Source organism: Bacteroides clarus YIT 12056 (assembly GCF_900129655.1).
Classification (GTDB): domain Bacteria; phylum Bacteroidota; class Bacteroidia; order Bacteroidales; family Bacteroidaceae; genus Bacteroides; species Bacteroides clarus.
The window spans coordinates 268,546-283,862 of sequence record NZ_FQWK01000005.1 but is presented as its reverse complement, the minus strand read 5'-3'; the positions used below and the strand labels follow the sequence as shown (position 1 = coordinate 283,862).

The window sequence follows — 15,317 nt, the reverse complement described above, 5'->3', positions numbered from 1 at the left end:
TATGGAAAAGACCGTGAAAGTCAGCGTCATTATGCTGGCATATAATATTGAGAATTATATAGAGATTGCCATCAAAGGCGTATTAAGCCAAAAGACCGACTACCCCGTTGAGCTAATCATAGGTGAGGACCGCAGTACCGACCGTACCTACGAAATATGCAAGCGATACCAGGAAAAGTATCCGGAGCTCATCACCGTGATACGGCACGAAAAGAACCTGGGCTACCAGCGCAATTATATGGAGACCTACAAACATTGCCGCGGTGAATACGTCGCCGTTTGCGACGGTGACGATTATTGGTTTGACAGGCGCAAGTTACAGCGTGCTACCGATTTTCTGGACACCCACAGTCAGTTCGCAATATGTTTCCACAGGGTAGTCAACTACTATGAGGAGGACGGAAGCAAGAGCCTGTCCAACGGACATCAAAGGAAAATCACCACCATCTCCGACCTTGCCGAAAGCAATTATATTACCAACTCTTCATCCGTATTCCGAAGATGTTACTATCCGGAAATGCCCGAATGGTTTGCCAAGTTCACTTCATGCGACTACGCCCTGCATCTGCTGAATGCACAACATGGGAATATCTATTATTTCGGCAAACCCATGGCCGTATACCGCAAACACAGCAAAGGGATATGGAGCGAAACCGGCATGGACAGGAGACTGGACATCGCACTTACCACCAGAGAGTTCCTTTTGGACTACTTCAAAGACAGACGTACGGATGTATACAACGGACTACGGCAGGCACATGCCAATATATGCCTGAATCTCATCCGTTATTATATCAGTTCCGGACAACCGCAACGAATAGAGGAAGCGGAACAGCGCCTGCTGAAATACCAGCCGCAATGGACGTTGAACGATGTGAAACGGCAGGAGACATTACGCCCCCGGCAAGCCGGAAAGAGAATAAAAGCGCAAATCGGGAAAATGCTGACATGGGGAAGAGAAACCGTTTCACGATACATACCGCTTCCCCGCGTCAACACAGAGATATGACATACATATTCCGGTTATAAGAAACGCTCTATGACAGTCTGCAAGCGTCCGTTGTCCGCCAGCAGTTTCTCCACAAACTCGCGAAAAGCTCCATAACCGCCGTGTGCGGTCGTTACATACTTTACTTCGCGTTTTATATATTCAGGCGTATTGCCGGGAGAAGCGCTGTAACCCACCAAGCGCAACAGCGGCAAATCATTCAAGTCATCACCGATAAAGGCAACTTCACCCAATGAAATACCTAACTCGCGACACAGTTCCTCAGCCTGTGCCACTTTATCCTTGACTCCCAGATAGCAATAGTTGATTTTCAACTTATCGGCACGTTTCCGGACAATTTGCGTATCCTCACCGGTCATAATAGCCACAGGTATATCCAATTCGCGCAGAAAAATCACTCCCCAACCATCTTTCACGGAAAAACGTTTCATAACGTCTCCTTCGGCAGTATAATACATTCCGCCGTCAGTCCAGACACCGTCAATATCAGTAATCACTAATTTCGGTAGCATACCTATCATATTTAAGATTAAGAAATAAGAATATCCATCAACCGCGCTCCCCCAGCCTACCGCGCTTCCCATCACGATAACCGTCCCAAAGCGCTTTCCATTTAGCAATCTTCCGCTTTTCATACAAAAGCACAAAGATAATCCGTTTATATAAATGATAACGCAAATGGGCTTTCAGGTTCAAACTTTCAGGATAGAGTTTGTGAAGCACCATACCATTACGCACATTATAATAAGTACGTGCCGGAGGATATTCGTTCGGGAAAACCTCCTTACCCAATAAGCGGTGTTTCTTCTTCTGATATCCCAAATCGTGCTGCAACAGGATACTTTTGAAACAAACCGTCCGCACGCCTCTGCGTGCCGCACGCCAGCAATACTCACAATCAATGCCCCACACAAATAGTTCTTCCATAAAAACACCCAGCTCTTCAAACAGGCCGACGGGATAAACAGTACCGGAAGTCATGGCCGAAAAAACCTCATCGACAGTATCCGTCACGGGATAAAGAGAGGACTGCCGGGATTTTATAAAATAATTCACGGAGAAAATAATCCGCTTATTCTCTCCATACTCTTGAATGGCCGTTATATAACGCCGGAAATCGCCTTGCAGAAAAAAACTATCCTGATCCAGCGTCAGCAGATGCGTATATCCATACTCACGGGCATAAGCCACGGCATCATTCAACGCAGCACCGATACCTACATTTCGGCCGCATCCCCTGTACTCCAAGCGTTCCGGATGACTGATATCCGGCAAAGGCAGTCGCTCTTGCCCGTCTCCGGGCGTATTATCCCATAACAGCAATTTATCCACCTGTGACAGATAGCTGTCGATATTCCCGGCTAAATCTTTACCGGGATGATAGAGAACAACAACAGCCAGCAGTCTCATTCCTCAATCAATGAAGAATAAATAATCTCGTTACGCGGTATCTCTTTCCGTACCCGGCGGCCTACCACCTTATCACGTTCCGCCCACTTAAAGCCATCGCCCGGACTAAGCAGGTGGATATCCTCTTCCGTAATAATATCTCCGGGATGCAGCGCCTTATTCGTGGCGATGGAACGTTCCAGTTTCACTTTGGCTGCAGAGACGGCGGAGTCGATATACAGTTCCTCCCTGCCCAACCAGTGCTCGGCGATACGAATATCACGAATCATGCGGTTTACGCCATCCGGCCCTAAAGAACCTTGCTGGTCTGTTCCTTTCATGCGGCGGTCGATGGTGACGTGCTTCTCTATAATCTCCGCACCCATTCCTACGGCAACCACCGGGGCTGCGATACCAATGGTATGGTCGGAAAAGCCGATATGATACTGTCCGTAATGCCGTTTCAGATAGGTTATCGTTTTCAGATTCAGATTGTCGGGCCGGGTGGGATACTGCGATACGCAGTGCAGTATGGATATATCGCTGTGATAACGGGTGATAACATCCAATGCGTCATCCAGCTCCTTCTTACCCGCCATACCGGTAGAAAGGATGATAGGTATTTTGGTTTCGGCCATGACTTCCAGCAACGGCAGGTTGGTAAGGTCACGGCTGGCCACTTTCAGGAGGTCGGGCGTAAAGAGTTTCAATAAAGACATACAACCTTTTGAGCACAGAGTTTCCACGAAATCCATTCCCAATGACTTGGCATGCCTGTAAACTTCAAAATGTTCTTCATCCGTCAGCTCCAAACAGGCGCGGTGCTCGCCATAAGTGCGTCCAAAAGAGTGGGGAGAGTCGTACGGACGGTTCATCTGCGAATCGGTCAACTCTTCATTCAAATCCCGTTTGGTCATCTTTACCGCATCCATAGGACGAAGTTCGAAATTAAAGACTTCTTCGCGTACGGGACGTGACACCAAATCGACAATCAATTTGGCTATATCGACGGAGCCGTTATGGTTCTGTCCGATTTCTCCGATAATATATGTACTCTTCATTTATATAATAAATTTATCATTTCTCGTTCCTTGCAATATTCTCCAGCATCTTGGCACGATATTCCGGATGCGCTTCCACCAACCGGAGCAATGCGTGGACGCTTCGGTCGGTCTGCTCATAGAAAGTAGCGTAAAGCTCTTGCAGCAAGGTAAAATCTCCCATCGTATCGAGCGTAAAGCGAAGGTCTAACCGGCCTTCCAATTCATCGGGCAACGGAAGCAGACGAATACTGAACGCTTCGGGATGCGTATAGAGGTAAATCGTAACGTGCTCTATATACAGCTTCTCCTGTGTAGCGGCAGCTGCACGGCGCAATGCGTCGGCGGTTGTCAGCTCGGCAAACAAGCCTAAATGCGATTTGATGGTAGGGCGGCCGTCTGCAAAGCCGTAGGCAATATAATCCGCCGGCCGGGCGTCATGTTCCGCGAAAAACGTCAGGAAACTGTCGGGACGCAGGAAAGGATTATCCGAACAAACACGGATAAAGCGGTCTAAGCCGAACGTTGCGGCCGCCCGGATAAAGCGGTCGAGCACATTATCCTCATCGCCCCGGTAGCAACAGATACCTGCTTCACGGGCAACCTCCGCCAATATGTCATCCTGAGGGCGGTTGGTAGTGGCAAGGACAATCGTCCTACCAATACAAGCCTGCTTGATATTGCCGATTAAGATGTCGATAATGCGCTGCTTGCCATAGAAAGGGAGCAGTATCTTATTATGCAACCGGGTAGAACCGGTACGTGCCTGAATGATGATTCCGTCTTTCATAACTTCATTCGTTTAAAAGCGTCTATATAACTGCCCGGCGTAACGTTAATCACTTCCTTGCCCAACCGTCGAGCATAGGCTTCGAGCACGAAATAGGACTTAAAGGCCACATACATGTGGTAAAGTATCGTATAAAGCCGTGCGCTATGCAGGTTCTCCTGCGTCACCGTCGCCGCCTGCGACTTGTCACGGTCATAGAAATGCTTTTGGTGCATCAGTACCACATTATCGTCCGTCACCGTGATTTCCGGCAACCAGGAATGGTCGGCACCTGCCAGATAAATCTTCTTGAACGGCAGGCGCAATCCGATGGCGACAGAGGGAATCAGCACATTGTGAGGGCGGGGTACCCCCCAACCTTTACCGAACACCCAGTTACAGAATCCCTGTACACCTTCTATCGGAGTGGTATTGTAAATGCAGAGGCGGATATTCCGGTTACCGGCCAGCATAGGCTGCCACTCTTTATTCTTCAAAGCACGGGCAGGAATAAACAGGTTCATCGGCCAGGCGGTCTTTTCGGCAAGCGTCTGAAACAACTGCACACGCTTTTCGGGAACAATCCAAAAAAGAGGGTCGGCTATCAGATATATCTCCGGGCGAAGCAGCTCGAACATAGGGGAGGTAACGCAGAAATTCACCGCCAGCAACGTCTTGCCTTTTATAAAATCCGGAGTTTCCTGAACCGTACGGTTCAATGAAGGGCCGTTAGCCAGTATCAACAACTCTTCCGGATTACTGAACGACGACGGCAAATGCGTACGCCACTTGGATTGCAACAGTATCTTCACCACGCTCAGGAAAGTCTGCCACAGTTGCTCCAGTCTTTTCATTCCTTTATCTCCCATACTTACATTTATTTTCTACCGATGAGCCATAGGTTTCTTACGACGAAAAGCCCGTTTCCTCCGATGATAAATCCGCTTTCCACCTCAATATTTTCATTGCTTACGACATCACGGGCTTTTAACTCCGGCAAAGATAGGGAGTTTAGCGGTTACAGACTAAAAAAATAAAAGATTTATGGAGCAGAAAGCGGCAAAAGCAGTACTTTTGTCCAAACATTCCGCAAAAATGAGAGTACTATTAATCAATACATCCGAACGCATCGGCGGAGCAGCCGTGGCGGCCAGCAGACTAATGGAGTCGCTCAAGAATAACGGCATCAAGGCCAAGCTTTTGGTACGTGACAAGCAAACCGACCAAATCACCGTAGTTTCATTGAGCCGCAACTGGCGCATGGTATGGAAATTTGTCTGGGAACGTATCGTTATATGGAAAGCCAACCATTTCAAACGGGATAATATCTTTGCCGTCGATATTGCCAATACGGGTACGGACATCACCTCGCTCCCGGAATTTCAGCAAGCGGATGTAATTCATCTTCATTGGATAAATCAGGGGATGTTGTCTCTGAGAAACATCGAGAATATCCTCGCATCGGGCAAACCCGTAGTGTGGACCATGCACGACATGTGGCCGTGCACCGGTATTTGCCATCATGCCCGCGAGTGTACCCGCTATCAGCAGGAGTGCCGTAACTGTCCTTTCATTCATGGCAATGGCGGCAAGAAAGACCTCTCCTACCGGACTTTCTACAAAAAACAGAATTTGTACAAAGGACGGCACATCAACTTCGTAACGTGCAGCCACTGGCTGGAAGGCTTGGCAAAGAAAAGCGCCTTGCTCGCCGGACACACGATTACCTGTATTCCCAATCCCATCAATACCAACTTGTTCAAGCCGCACAACAAGCAAGAAGCGCGCAGCAGATGTAAACTGCCTCAGGATGCCAAGCTCGCTCTGTTCGGCTCTGTAAAGATAACGGATAAGCGGAAAGGAATCGACTATCTGGTAGAATCGTGCAAACTGCTGGCGGAAAAGCATCCCGAACTGAAAGAAAAGCTCGGCGTCGTCGTTTTCGGCAAGGAGTCGCAGCAATTGGCGAACTTACTGCCTTTCAAAGTCTATCCGCTGGATTTTGTCAGCAACGAACATCAGTTAGTGGACATTTATAATGCGGTAGACCTTTTTGTCACTCCCTCACTGGAAGAAAACCTGCCCAATATGATTATGGAGGCCATGGCGTGCGGTATTCCCTGTGTCGGCTTCAACGTAGGCGGCATCCCCGAAATGATAGACCATCTGCACAACGGATATGTGGCGCAATATAAATCGTCCGAAGATTTTGCCAACGGCATCTACTGGACGCTTACCGACCCGGATTATTCCAGTCTCTCCGAACAAGCCTGTCGGAAAGCCGTCACCCACTATTCGGAAGGTACTATCGCTAAAAAATATATCGACCTGTACAACAAAGTCACCGGAAGAAATGCATAATCATCTCACCCCCAAGTTCAGCGTCATTACTGTAGCCTACAATGCCGAAGCGGTATTGGAAGACACTATCCAGAGCGTTATCTCGCAAACTTACCGCCATGTGGAGTATATCATTGTGGACGGGGCCTCGAAAGACAAAACGCTTTCTATCACAGACCGCTACAAGAATCACATCGCACAGGTAGTAAGCGAACCCGATAAAGGCTTGTACGACGCCATGAACAAAGGCATCCGGCTGGCTACGGGCGATTACCTTTGTTTCCTCAATGCCGGCGACAGTTTCCATGAGGATGATACGCTGCAACAAATGGTACATACATTGACAGGAAGCGAATTGCCTGATGTGCTGTATGGCGAAACGGCTCTGGTAGATAAAGAAGGGCACTTTGTCCGTATGCGCCGTCTGTCCGCCCCGGAAACGCTGACGTGGAAAAGCTTCAAACAAGGAATGCTTGTCTGCCATCAGGCATTTTTTGCCAAGCGCGCTTTAGCAGAACCATATAATTTGAAGTACCGTTTCTCCGCCGACTTCGACTGGTGTATCCGTATCATGAAGAAAGCGCAGACGCTACACAATACTCATCTCACGATAATAGACTATCTGGACGAGGGTATGACTACCCGGAACCGGGAAGCCTCGCTCAAGGAGCGCTTCCGCATCATGGCGCAACATTACGGCTGGATAAGCACCGCAGCCTATCATGCCTGGTTCGTACTGAGGGCGGTACTGAAAAAATAATTTGTACGGTTTAATAAAATCGGATGTGCCGTCTTATTGGCACACTTATGCCATCGAGCAGGCACAGGCCTGCCATCATAGTGACATAACATTGCCAATGAAGTGACACGTACATATAGGCTACGGGCAAGCGTACTTAGGGTTTAAGCAGCGAACGCAACTCTTGCACACCTTCCGATGCTCCCTTTTGGATTATATGTATCCGCCGCGTGGAATGTACATCTACCGGTTTAGGATCTATCAGATACACTTCCGCCTCACGAGGCACGTAGTTCAGCAATCCGGCAGCCGGATATACATTCATCGAAGTACCGATAATAACGAATATATCCGCTTTTTCCACATAGTTGACGGCCGTTTCAATCTCAGGAACCGCCTCCCCGAACCAGACGATAAAGGGACGAAGCTGAGTACCGTCACCGGCCTTATCTCCCAACTTCACTTCGTATTCATCCGGTTTCAGTTCTTTTATGTAATGCGGATTATAAGGGGCGCGACTGGAACAAACTTTTGTCAGTTCGCCATGAAGATGAATAACCCGTTTACTTCCGGCACGCTCGTGCAGATTGTCAACGTTCTGTGTAACAACCGTCACATTGAAATCCTTCTCCAGTCCGGCAAGCCCGATGTGCCCGGCATTCGGCTCTACGTCCAGTAATTGCTTGCGGCGCTCGTTATAAAAGTTGATGACCAGTTCCGGATTACGGGCATAACCTTCGGGAGTAGCCACCTGTTCTACCGGATACTTATCCCACAACCCGCCTGCATCACGAAAAGTACTGATGCCACTCTCGGCGCTCATACCCGCACCAGACAAAACAACCAAGTTCTTCATCTTTATATCTCCTTAAAGTTCATATAGTCATACAAATGTATGAATAATACCCGAAAAGAGGGAAGTTATTTTCACTTGCTAAGATTTTTTAATCTGAAAAAAACAAAATCATTCAAATAAAAGACGTACTTTTGCCATTCGTTAATTTGCAATAGGCTGGAAAAGAAATCATTTCAGCCGTCAACAAAATCACTTTATGGATAAATTCAGTTATGCTATCGGCCTCGGAATAGGTCAGAATCTTTTAAGTATGGGTGCTAAGGGCATCGCAGTAGATGACTTTGCACAAGCAATCAAAGACGTCTTGGATGGCAACCAAACGGCTATCAGCCACACGGAAGCCCGCGAAATAGTAAATAAGTACTTCGAAGAACTGGAACAGAAAATGAACGCCGCCAACATTGAAGCCGGCAAGAAGTTCCTTGAAGAAAACAAAAAACGTCCGGGCGTAGTTACCCTGCCCAGCGGACTCCAGTACGAAGTAATCAACGAAGGCAACGTAGGCACATACGCAAAAGCTACCGACCAGGTACAATGCCACTACGAAGGTACATTGATTGACGGAACATTGTTCGACAGCTCCATCAAACGCGGCCAACCCGCCACATTCGGCGTGAGCCAGGTAATTCCGGGATGGGTGGAAGCCTTGCAACTGATGCCCGAAGGCGCCAAATGGAAGCTTTACATCCCCAGCGAATTGGCTTACGGAGCACAAGGCGCAGGTGAAATGATTCCGCCGCACAGTGCCCTCGTTTTTGAAGTGGAACTACTTAAAGTATTAAATAAATAATTTTAAAAGCAAAATGAAAAAAGTAACATTTATCATGGCTCTTGCAGCAGCTGCCGGTTTGGCTTCTTGTACTGCACAAAGTCCGAAAGCAAATCTGAAAACGGACATCGACTCATTATCTTACGCTATCGGTATGGCACGTACTGAAGGCCTGGACCAATATCTTGCACAACAAGGTATCGATTCCACTCAGATGACAGACTTCCTGAAAGGTTTCAACGAAGGTGCAACAAAAACAGATAAGAAAGATGCCGCTTACATGGCAGGTCTGCAAATCGGACAAATGGTAAGCAAGCAATGGGTAGAAGGTTTCAACCAACAGATTTTCGGTGGAGACTCTACACAAACTATCAGTCGTGAGAACCTGTTGGCTGGTTTCGTTGCCGGAGTTATCGGCAAGGGCATCATGACCAAAGAAGAAGCTCAGACTTTTATGCAGACCCAAATGGATGCCGTAAAATCTAAAGCTTTAGAGAAGAAATACGCTGACAACAAAGCTGCCGGTGAGAAATTCCTCGCAGAAAACAAGACTAAGGAAGGTGTTGTAACTACTCCGAGCGGTCTGCAATATAAAGTTATCACCAAAGGAACCGGTGCAATTCCTGCCGATACCAGCAAAGTGAAAGTAAACTACAAAGGTACATTGATTGACGGAACAGAATTCGACAGCTCATACAAGCGTAAAGAACCTGCTACATTCCGTGCCAACCAAGTTATCAAAGGTTGGACAGAAGCTCTCACCATGATGTCTGTAGGCTCTAAGTGGGAACTCTACATCCCGCAAGACCTGGCTTACGGCGCAAGAGAAACCGGTGGTCAAATCAAACCGTTCTCTACCTTGATTTTTGAAGTAGAACTGGTAGGTATCGAAAAATAATACGATAACGCAATAAAGCGGTAGGGCGGTAAAGTGATGATACTTTACCGCCCTATTCAATTATCACCCTACCACTTTATCACCTCTCCATCCCTTATCACTTTATCACCTTATTAACCTATCACTTTATCGTATTATCACTTTTATTCTTTTTTTCTTCCCATTTTATAGATAAATTAAAATAAAGTCCTATATTTGCTTACTATTTGATAAGAACAAGAACTTTACTTATTTACTATTATGGAAAAAATAGACAATCTTGATCGGCAGATTCTGGAGATTATTTCCCAAAATGCCCGTATTCCTTTTAAGGATGTAGCTGCCGAGTGTGGCGTATCACGTGCTGCCATTCACCAACGTGTACAGCGCTTGATTGATTTGGGTGTCATTGTCGGATCCGGCTACCATGTAAATCCCAAGTCTTTGGGTTACAGAACTTGTACTTATGTAGGAATCAAATTGGAAAAAGGTTCCATGTATAAGGCTGTTGTCGCCGAGATGCAAAAGATTCCCGAAATCGTGGAATGTCATTTTACCACCGGTCCGTACACTATGCTGACCAAAGTGTATGCACGCGATAACGAACATTTAATGGATTTGCTGAATAACAAGATGCAGGAGATTCCCGGTGTCACCGCAACAGAAACTTTAATTTCACTGGAACAGAGTATCAAGAAAGAAATTCCTATTTGCCCGGAAAAGTAAGATAAATAAAACAATAGAGTGATAAAATTGTTATTTTATCACTCTATAATTTTACCACCTTATCACTTATAAATATGGATTTCTTAAACGAATATCACCTGTCAGGACTTGTAATCGGTATCTGTACTTTCCTTATCATAGGTATCTTTCACCCCATAGTAGTAAAAGCCGAATATTATTGGGGAACTAAATGCTGGTGGATTTTCCTACTGTTAGGGATCGGTGGCGTCATAGCCTCATTATGTACCGAGAACATTCTGGTAGCCTCACTTCTTGGCGTATTCGCATTCTCATCATTCTGGACTATCAAAGAAGTCTTTGAACAGGAAGACCGGGTAAAAAAGGGATGGTTTCCCAAGAATCCTAAACGAACATACAAATTCTAAACAAAATACATTCGCATTTTTATCTGAAACGCTTGCATATTTCAAGAGAAAATACTACTTTTGTCCCCGCTATCCGAGATAAGGATACACCGGACTTGTAGCTCAGTTGGTTAGAGCAACAGACTCATAATCTGGAGGTCCCTGGTTCAAGCCCAGGCTGGTCCACAAGAAAGAGGCTCATTCCGAAAGGAATAGAGCCTTTTTTAGTTATAAACTATTCAAGTTACCGGAAAACACGCTCATTCAGTACTCCCAATTCATCGGTTTCTATCCGGTTTTCATCGGTTTTCCAACCGTAACTACCCGAAAAGTATTCAGCAACATAAAGAATTAATCTACTTTTGAGCCGACAATCATAAAAACCAAAAACAATGGAAGACAAACAGAAATTCCCGTTTCACAAAGGTTATGGCAAAATGCTGACAGCCTCACTCCTTATCCTTACCGGATTATTACTCTTTGCCCGCAATTCGGGAATGATAACCGAAGAATATTTCAACCTTCTGGTAGCGTGGCACTCCCTTTTTATTATAGTAGGTACATACACCATCATACGCCAACGCTATCTTTTGGGCGGTACTTTACTATTGGCAGGCATCTATCTTTTAGGCAACAAACTCATGTTATTCCCCGATAACTCCCAAGCAATGTTTTGGCCTTTAATTCTTATCCTTACCGGAATCTTTGTCATCAGCCCCCATCGAAGTAAACATTGGAAAAACCGTAGAATGCAACATGCCAGAATGATGCAACAAATGGCAAATGCAAGAATGGGAACACAAGGAGAACAAAAATACCAATCGGAAGACGGTTTTCTATACTCAAACAACTCGCTCAGCGCCGTACGTCATGTAGTATTGGATGAGCTGTTTAGAGGAGCCAATATACGCACCTACTTCGGCGGTACAACAATCGACTTACGCCATACACACATAGCCTCCGGCGAAACCTACATAGACCTGAACTGCAACTGGGGCGGAGTCGAGTTATTCATCCCTTCAGACTGGAAAGTACAAATAGAGTGTAACTGCTTCTGCGGCGGTTGCGAGGACAAACGTTGGAAAGGAGCGGAAACCAAACAAGAATGGTCTGTACTCGTCATCCGGGGCAATATATCATTCGGCGGCATAGAAATAAAAGATTGACGTATGGAAGCACATCCGATAACAGATTACCCTTATCGCTGGACTCCGGCACTGGGACTTTCACTCTTTCTGGTGATTGCTCAAACCGCATTGCTCCGGTGTTATACCGACACAGACTGGATACCCGCCCTAATAGACGGAATTACCACAATTGGATGGTTCATAATACTATCCTATCTGTCATGGTTTATAGTAGGCACCGTTTCCATGTGCAGAACGAACATCATAACCGGTGTAACAGTCATTTTATTATGGCTGGCAGGAAGTTTCATGATTTGCGACATCATGGTAAGAATTGCAGGTATGCCATACATACCATTTGCCTATACCATACCTTTTCGCCTTTTGTTCGGTATCCCCGCCTGGATAGCCATACTTTTATGGTATCATCTCCAACAGGCAGGAAACGTACCTTCGGAAGAGGCAAACTTTCCCATCCCCGAACACGAGGAGATATCCACAGAAGAACAAGTACGAGATGAGCCCATCGACCGCATTACTGTAAAAGACGGTTCCCGGATACATATCATCAAAGTAGAAGAACTGCTATATATACAGGCCTGCGGAGATTATACCACATTGGTAACCTCCACGGGAGAATATATTAAGGAGCAAACCATGAAATATCTTGAAACACATTTACCCGCAGACAACTTTGTTCGTATTCATCGTTCAAGTATTGTGAATATAACGCAAATATCCCGTCTTGAACTTTTTGGCAAAGAAACATATCAGCTGATACTAAAGAACGGAGTAAAGCTACGGGTAAGCCTTGCCGGTTACCGATTACTGAAAGATCGTCTGGGTATATAAATCAAATACGAACCGGAGTTTCGGTAACCATCCCCTCTGCTACCGCCACAGCTATTTACATCACCATAAATCCTTAGCTGTAATAAGACCTGCTTTATCATATTTCGATTATCTTTGTCCATCACAAGGAGAATTGAAATATGATAAAATCTGCAAGATACCTGTTCTTCATCTGCATATCGGCTATTATTGGGAGCGGATGTCGGCAACATCCTTCCATACAAACCGCTGCGACTGAAGATATTTATACAGACACCATATGCTCCGTACTCCCTGCCAAGAGCAAAATGGCGACTTATCTGGATTCACTCGGCTTCATCAATATTGCCGAGGCGGATAACAGTATTGCCATAGACCTAATGTACACCCGTGCAGACAATTTCACAGGGCAGGTATTATACGAAGACTTGCATGAAGCCTATCTTCACCCGGAAGCAATGGAAAGCCTGCTGCAAGCCCAAAAGTTCTTGAAAGAGATACGTCCTGATTACAGCCTCATCGTCTACGACGCAGCACGTCCTATGTCTGTCCAGCAGAAGATGTGGAACGTGGTAAAGGGAACGCCCAAATATATATACGTATCCAACCCCGCACGGGGCGGTGGCCTACACAACTATGGCCTGGCAGTCGACATCAGCATCATCGATGCCCAAGGACAGCCGTTACCAATGGGTACCCCCGTAGATTATCTCGGTAAAGAAGCCCATATTACCGGAGAAGAGCAATTAGTACAAGCAAACAAGATTACCAAACAAGAAATGAAGAACCGCCGTCTCTTGCGTAAAGTAATGAGAGAGGCCGGTTTCCGCCCGTTACCCAGCGAATGGTGGCACTTTAACCGTGTCAACCGGCAGACAGCCAAAGAAAAGTACCCAATAATCCCTTAACCCAAGCAACCTCTATCTGCAAAAAACGGACAGTCTGCGTCTTACTTTGTTTCCTTACTATAATTTTACAAATGATACAAACCAAGAATTGAAATCTCCTCATATAGTGCAGAACTGTTTGTTTTGGTTATCTTTGTAATAAAATACCAAATTATCCCCCAATGATAACAAGAACAATGGACATTTTCACGTTTAGAAAGGAGATATAAAAAGATATATTTGACAATACAGTTCCTTATCTTAAAAAATTTACCGAGAATGGAAAAGACACGAATGACCGAAATACACAGCCAAGACACTCTCCACTTCATCCGTACACACCGCCGGGAAGACGTAAGACTCCTTGCTTTGCAGGCACACCGTTACCCCTCGGTAGATATACCTGCCGCCATCACACAAATTTCCGGCTGGCAGATTGCCAGAGAGAAGATACCTGCATGGGCCGAAAACGAGAAGATACTCTATCCGGCTCACCTTTCTCTGGAGCAATGCTCCTCCGAGGTGACGGCACGATATAAAGCGGAGATTATAAACCGTCTGCTGAAACCTGAGCAACAGAGCTCCGAAGAAAATGCCACTCCCATATCGGGAAATTCCTTCACCGACCTCACAGGCGGATTCGGCATTGACTGCGCCTTTTTATCTTCCTGCTTCCGGAAAGCTACTTACGTGGAACGCCAGCAAACACTTTGCGAGATTGCCCGGCACAATTTTCCCGCCTTAGGGTTGAACCACATTTCCGTCTGCCATGAAGACAGCATTCACCATCTGCAAGAGATGAAACCCGTAGATTGGATATTCATAGACCCCGCCCGACGTGACGGGCATGGAGGTAAAACGATAGCTATCAGCGAGTGCGAACCTGATGTGTCCGCTTTGGAAGACTTACTGCTTGAGAAAGCGTCACACGTTTTGGTTAAGTTGTCTCCTATGTTGGATCTGACTCTCGCATTGCACGATTTGAAACATGTACAGGCAGCCCATGTCGTTTCCGTCAACAACGAATGCAAAGAGCTTCTCCTCGTATTAGGGCACGAAACAAATTTATCCTCCGAGGAAATTCCTATTCACTGCGCCAATCTCACAGCATCGCAAAAGGCTCAAAACCTTCTGTTCACCCGCCAACAGGAGAAAGAGCATCCATGCCCGTATACCTCCACATTGAAAGCATACTTGTACGAGCCCAATGCATCCATCCTAAAAGCCGGAGCGTTCCGCAGCGTTTCATCCATATATAATGTAGAGAAACTGCATCCCAACAGCCACCTTTACACTTCCGACGCATATATACCGGACTTTCCCGGACGCAAGTTCCGCATTACCGGCAGTAGCAGCCTCAACAAGAAAGGGCTTAAAGAACTGATAGGTACGGAAAAAAAAGCCAACCTCACAGTACGTAACTTCCCCACCAGCGTGGCCGAACTGCGAAAGCGCCTGAAACTGGCGGACGGTGGAGATATCTATCTGTTTGCAACTACCCTTGCCGATGAAAAAAAACTATTGATTGCCTGTAAACAACCCTGATATATAGTCAAAAAGCAGTAAAACATAAAGACGTGGAACCGGCATATC

General features: G+C 46.2%; 17 protein-coding genes and 1 tRNA gene. 12 read left to right on the top strand and 6 right to left on the bottom strand.

Annotated elements, in window-relative coordinates; genetic code table 11:
• Position 1: 1 nt before the first annotated feature.
• Positions 2 to 1,009 carry a glycosyltransferase gene (locus BUB52_RS10635; protein WP_009122130.1) on the top strand — a complete coding sequence of 336 codons (1,008 nt, stop codon included), beginning with the start codon at positions 2 to 4 and terminating at the stop codon, positions 1,007 to 1,009.
• A gap of 14 nt (positions 1,010 to 1,023) precedes the next feature.
• Here BUB52_RS10635 and BUB52_RS10630 read toward each other — a convergent pair whose 3' ends face one another.
• Genes BUB52_RS10630 through BUB52_RS10610 form a run of 5 tightly spaced genes read right to left on the bottom strand, consistent with a single transcriptional unit; the run spans position 1,024 to position 5,076 of the window.
• Complete coding sequence (locus BUB52_RS10630) at positions 1,024 to 1,521, bottom strand: KdsC family phosphatase (RefSeq protein ID WP_022218528.1); 498 nt, start codon at positions 1,519 to 1,521, stop codon at positions 1,024 to 1,026.
• A gap of 37 nt (positions 1,522 to 1,558) precedes the next feature.
• Complete coding sequence (locus BUB52_RS10625) at positions 1,559 to 2,419, bottom strand: glycosyltransferase family protein (protein ID WP_009122128.1); 861 nt, start codon at positions 2,417 to 2,419, stop codon at positions 1,559 to 1,561.
• A complete protein-coding gene (locus BUB52_RS10620; protein ID WP_009122127.1) occupies positions 2,416 to 3,459 on the bottom strand; it encodes an N-acetylneuraminate synthase family protein in 1,044 nt (347 codons plus the stop codon). Before BUB52_RS10620 ends, BUB52_RS10625 begins: the two co-directional genes overlap by 4 nt.
• A 16-nt stretch (positions 3,460 to 3,475) precedes the next feature.
• Entirely contained in the window at positions 3,476 to 4,228 is a 753-nt protein-coding gene (locus BUB52_RS10615; RefSeq protein ID WP_009122126.1) for a cytidylyltransferase domain-containing protein, read from the bottom strand.
• On the bottom strand, positions 4,225 to 5,076 hold the full coding sequence (locus tag BUB52_RS10610) for a hypothetical protein (RefSeq protein WP_009122125.1): 852 nt from the start codon (positions 5,074 to 5,076) through the stop codon (positions 4,225 to 4,227). The genes BUB52_RS10615 and BUB52_RS10610 overlap by 4 nt, the downstream gene beginning before the upstream one ends.
• A 226-nt stretch (positions 5,077 to 5,302) precedes the next feature.
• On the opposite strand from BUB52_RS10610, the gene BUB52_RS10605 reads away from it, so the two are divergent.
• Together BUB52_RS10605 and BUB52_RS10600 are read left to right on the top strand one after the other, a co-directional pair.
• Positions 5,303 to 6,568, top strand: a complete 1,266-nt coding sequence (locus BUB52_RS10605; RefSeq protein WP_039950857.1) for a glycosyltransferase family 4 protein — start codon at positions 5,303 to 5,305, stop codon at positions 6,566 to 6,568.
• Positions 6,561 to 7,307 carry a glycosyltransferase family 2 protein gene (locus tag BUB52_RS10600; protein WP_009122122.1) on the top strand — a complete coding sequence of 249 codons (747 nt, stop codon included), beginning with the start codon at positions 6,561 to 6,563 and terminating at the stop codon, positions 7,305 to 7,307. Before BUB52_RS10605 ends, BUB52_RS10600 begins: the two co-directional genes overlap by 8 nt.
• Positions 7,308 to 7,443: 136 nt before the next feature.
• Here the strand turns inward: BUB52_RS10600 and BUB52_RS10595 are convergent, their stop codons facing one another.
• A complete protein-coding gene (locus tag BUB52_RS10595) occupies positions 7,444 to 8,142 on the bottom strand; it encodes an SIR2 family NAD-dependent protein deacylase (RefSeq protein ID WP_009122121.1) in 699 nt (232 codons plus the stop codon).
• 196 nt (positions 8,143 to 8,338) lie between these two features.
• Here BUB52_RS10595 and BUB52_RS10590 point away from each other — a divergent pair, with 196 nt between their 5' ends.
• The 9 genes from BUB52_RS10590 to BUB52_RS10550 all read left to right on the top strand — a co-directional run bounded on the left by BUB52_RS10590 (position 8,339) and on the right by BUB52_RS10550 (position 15,269).
• On the top strand, positions 8,339 to 8,932 hold the full coding sequence (locus tag BUB52_RS10590) for a BamJ family beta-barrel-assembly machinery protein (RefSeq protein WP_009122120.1): 594 nt from the start codon (positions 8,339 to 8,341) through the stop codon (positions 8,930 to 8,932).
• Between the two features lie 13 nt (positions 8,933 to 8,945).
• On the top strand, positions 8,946 to 9,809 hold the full coding sequence (locus BUB52_RS10585; RefSeq protein WP_009122119.1) for a BamJ family beta-barrel-assembly machinery protein: 864 nt from the start codon (positions 8,946 to 8,948) through the stop codon (positions 9,807 to 9,809).
• Positions 9,810 to 10,049: 240 nt separating this feature from the next.
• Positions 10,050 to 10,514: an Lrp/AsnC family transcriptional regulator gene (locus BUB52_RS10580; RefSeq protein WP_004291634.1), complete on the top strand. Its 465-nt coding sequence runs from the start codon at positions 10,050 to 10,052 to the stop codon at positions 10,512 to 10,514.
• Between the two features lie 74 nt (positions 10,515 to 10,588).
• On the top strand, positions 10,589 to 10,900 hold the full coding sequence (locus BUB52_RS10575) for a DUF4491 family protein (protein WP_009122118.1): 312 nt from the start codon (positions 10,589 to 10,591) through the stop codon (positions 10,898 to 10,900).
• Positions 10,901 to 10,991: 91 nt separating this feature from the next.
• Positions 10,992 to 11,065, top strand: a tRNA-Ile gene (locus BUB52_RS10570).
• Between the two features lie 206 nt (positions 11,066 to 11,271).
• Complete coding sequence (locus tag BUB52_RS10565) at positions 11,272 to 12,045, top strand: LiaF transmembrane domain-containing protein (RefSeq protein WP_009122116.1); 774 nt, start codon at positions 11,272 to 11,274, stop codon at positions 12,043 to 12,045.
• A gap of 3 nt (positions 12,046 to 12,048) precedes the next feature.
• On the top strand, positions 12,049 to 12,858 hold the full coding sequence (locus BUB52_RS10560) for a LytTR family DNA-binding domain-containing protein (RefSeq protein WP_009122115.1): 810 nt from the start codon (positions 12,049 to 12,051) through the stop codon (positions 12,856 to 12,858).
• Between the two features lie 140 nt (positions 12,859 to 12,998).
• The gene (locus BUB52_RS10555; protein ID WP_009122114.1) at positions 12,999 to 13,745 is read left to right on the top strand and encodes a M15 family metallopeptidase; all 747 of its coding nucleotides are present in this window, start codon (positions 12,999 to 13,001) and stop codon (positions 13,743 to 13,745) included.
• 258 nt (positions 13,746 to 14,003) lie between these two features.
• Positions 14,004 to 15,269, top strand: coding sequence for a class I SAM-dependent methyltransferase (locus tag BUB52_RS10550; RefSeq protein WP_009122113.1), 1,266 nt, complete (start codon positions 14,004 to 14,006; stop codon positions 15,267 to 15,269).
• Positions 15,270 to 15,317 lie beyond the last annotated feature (48 nt).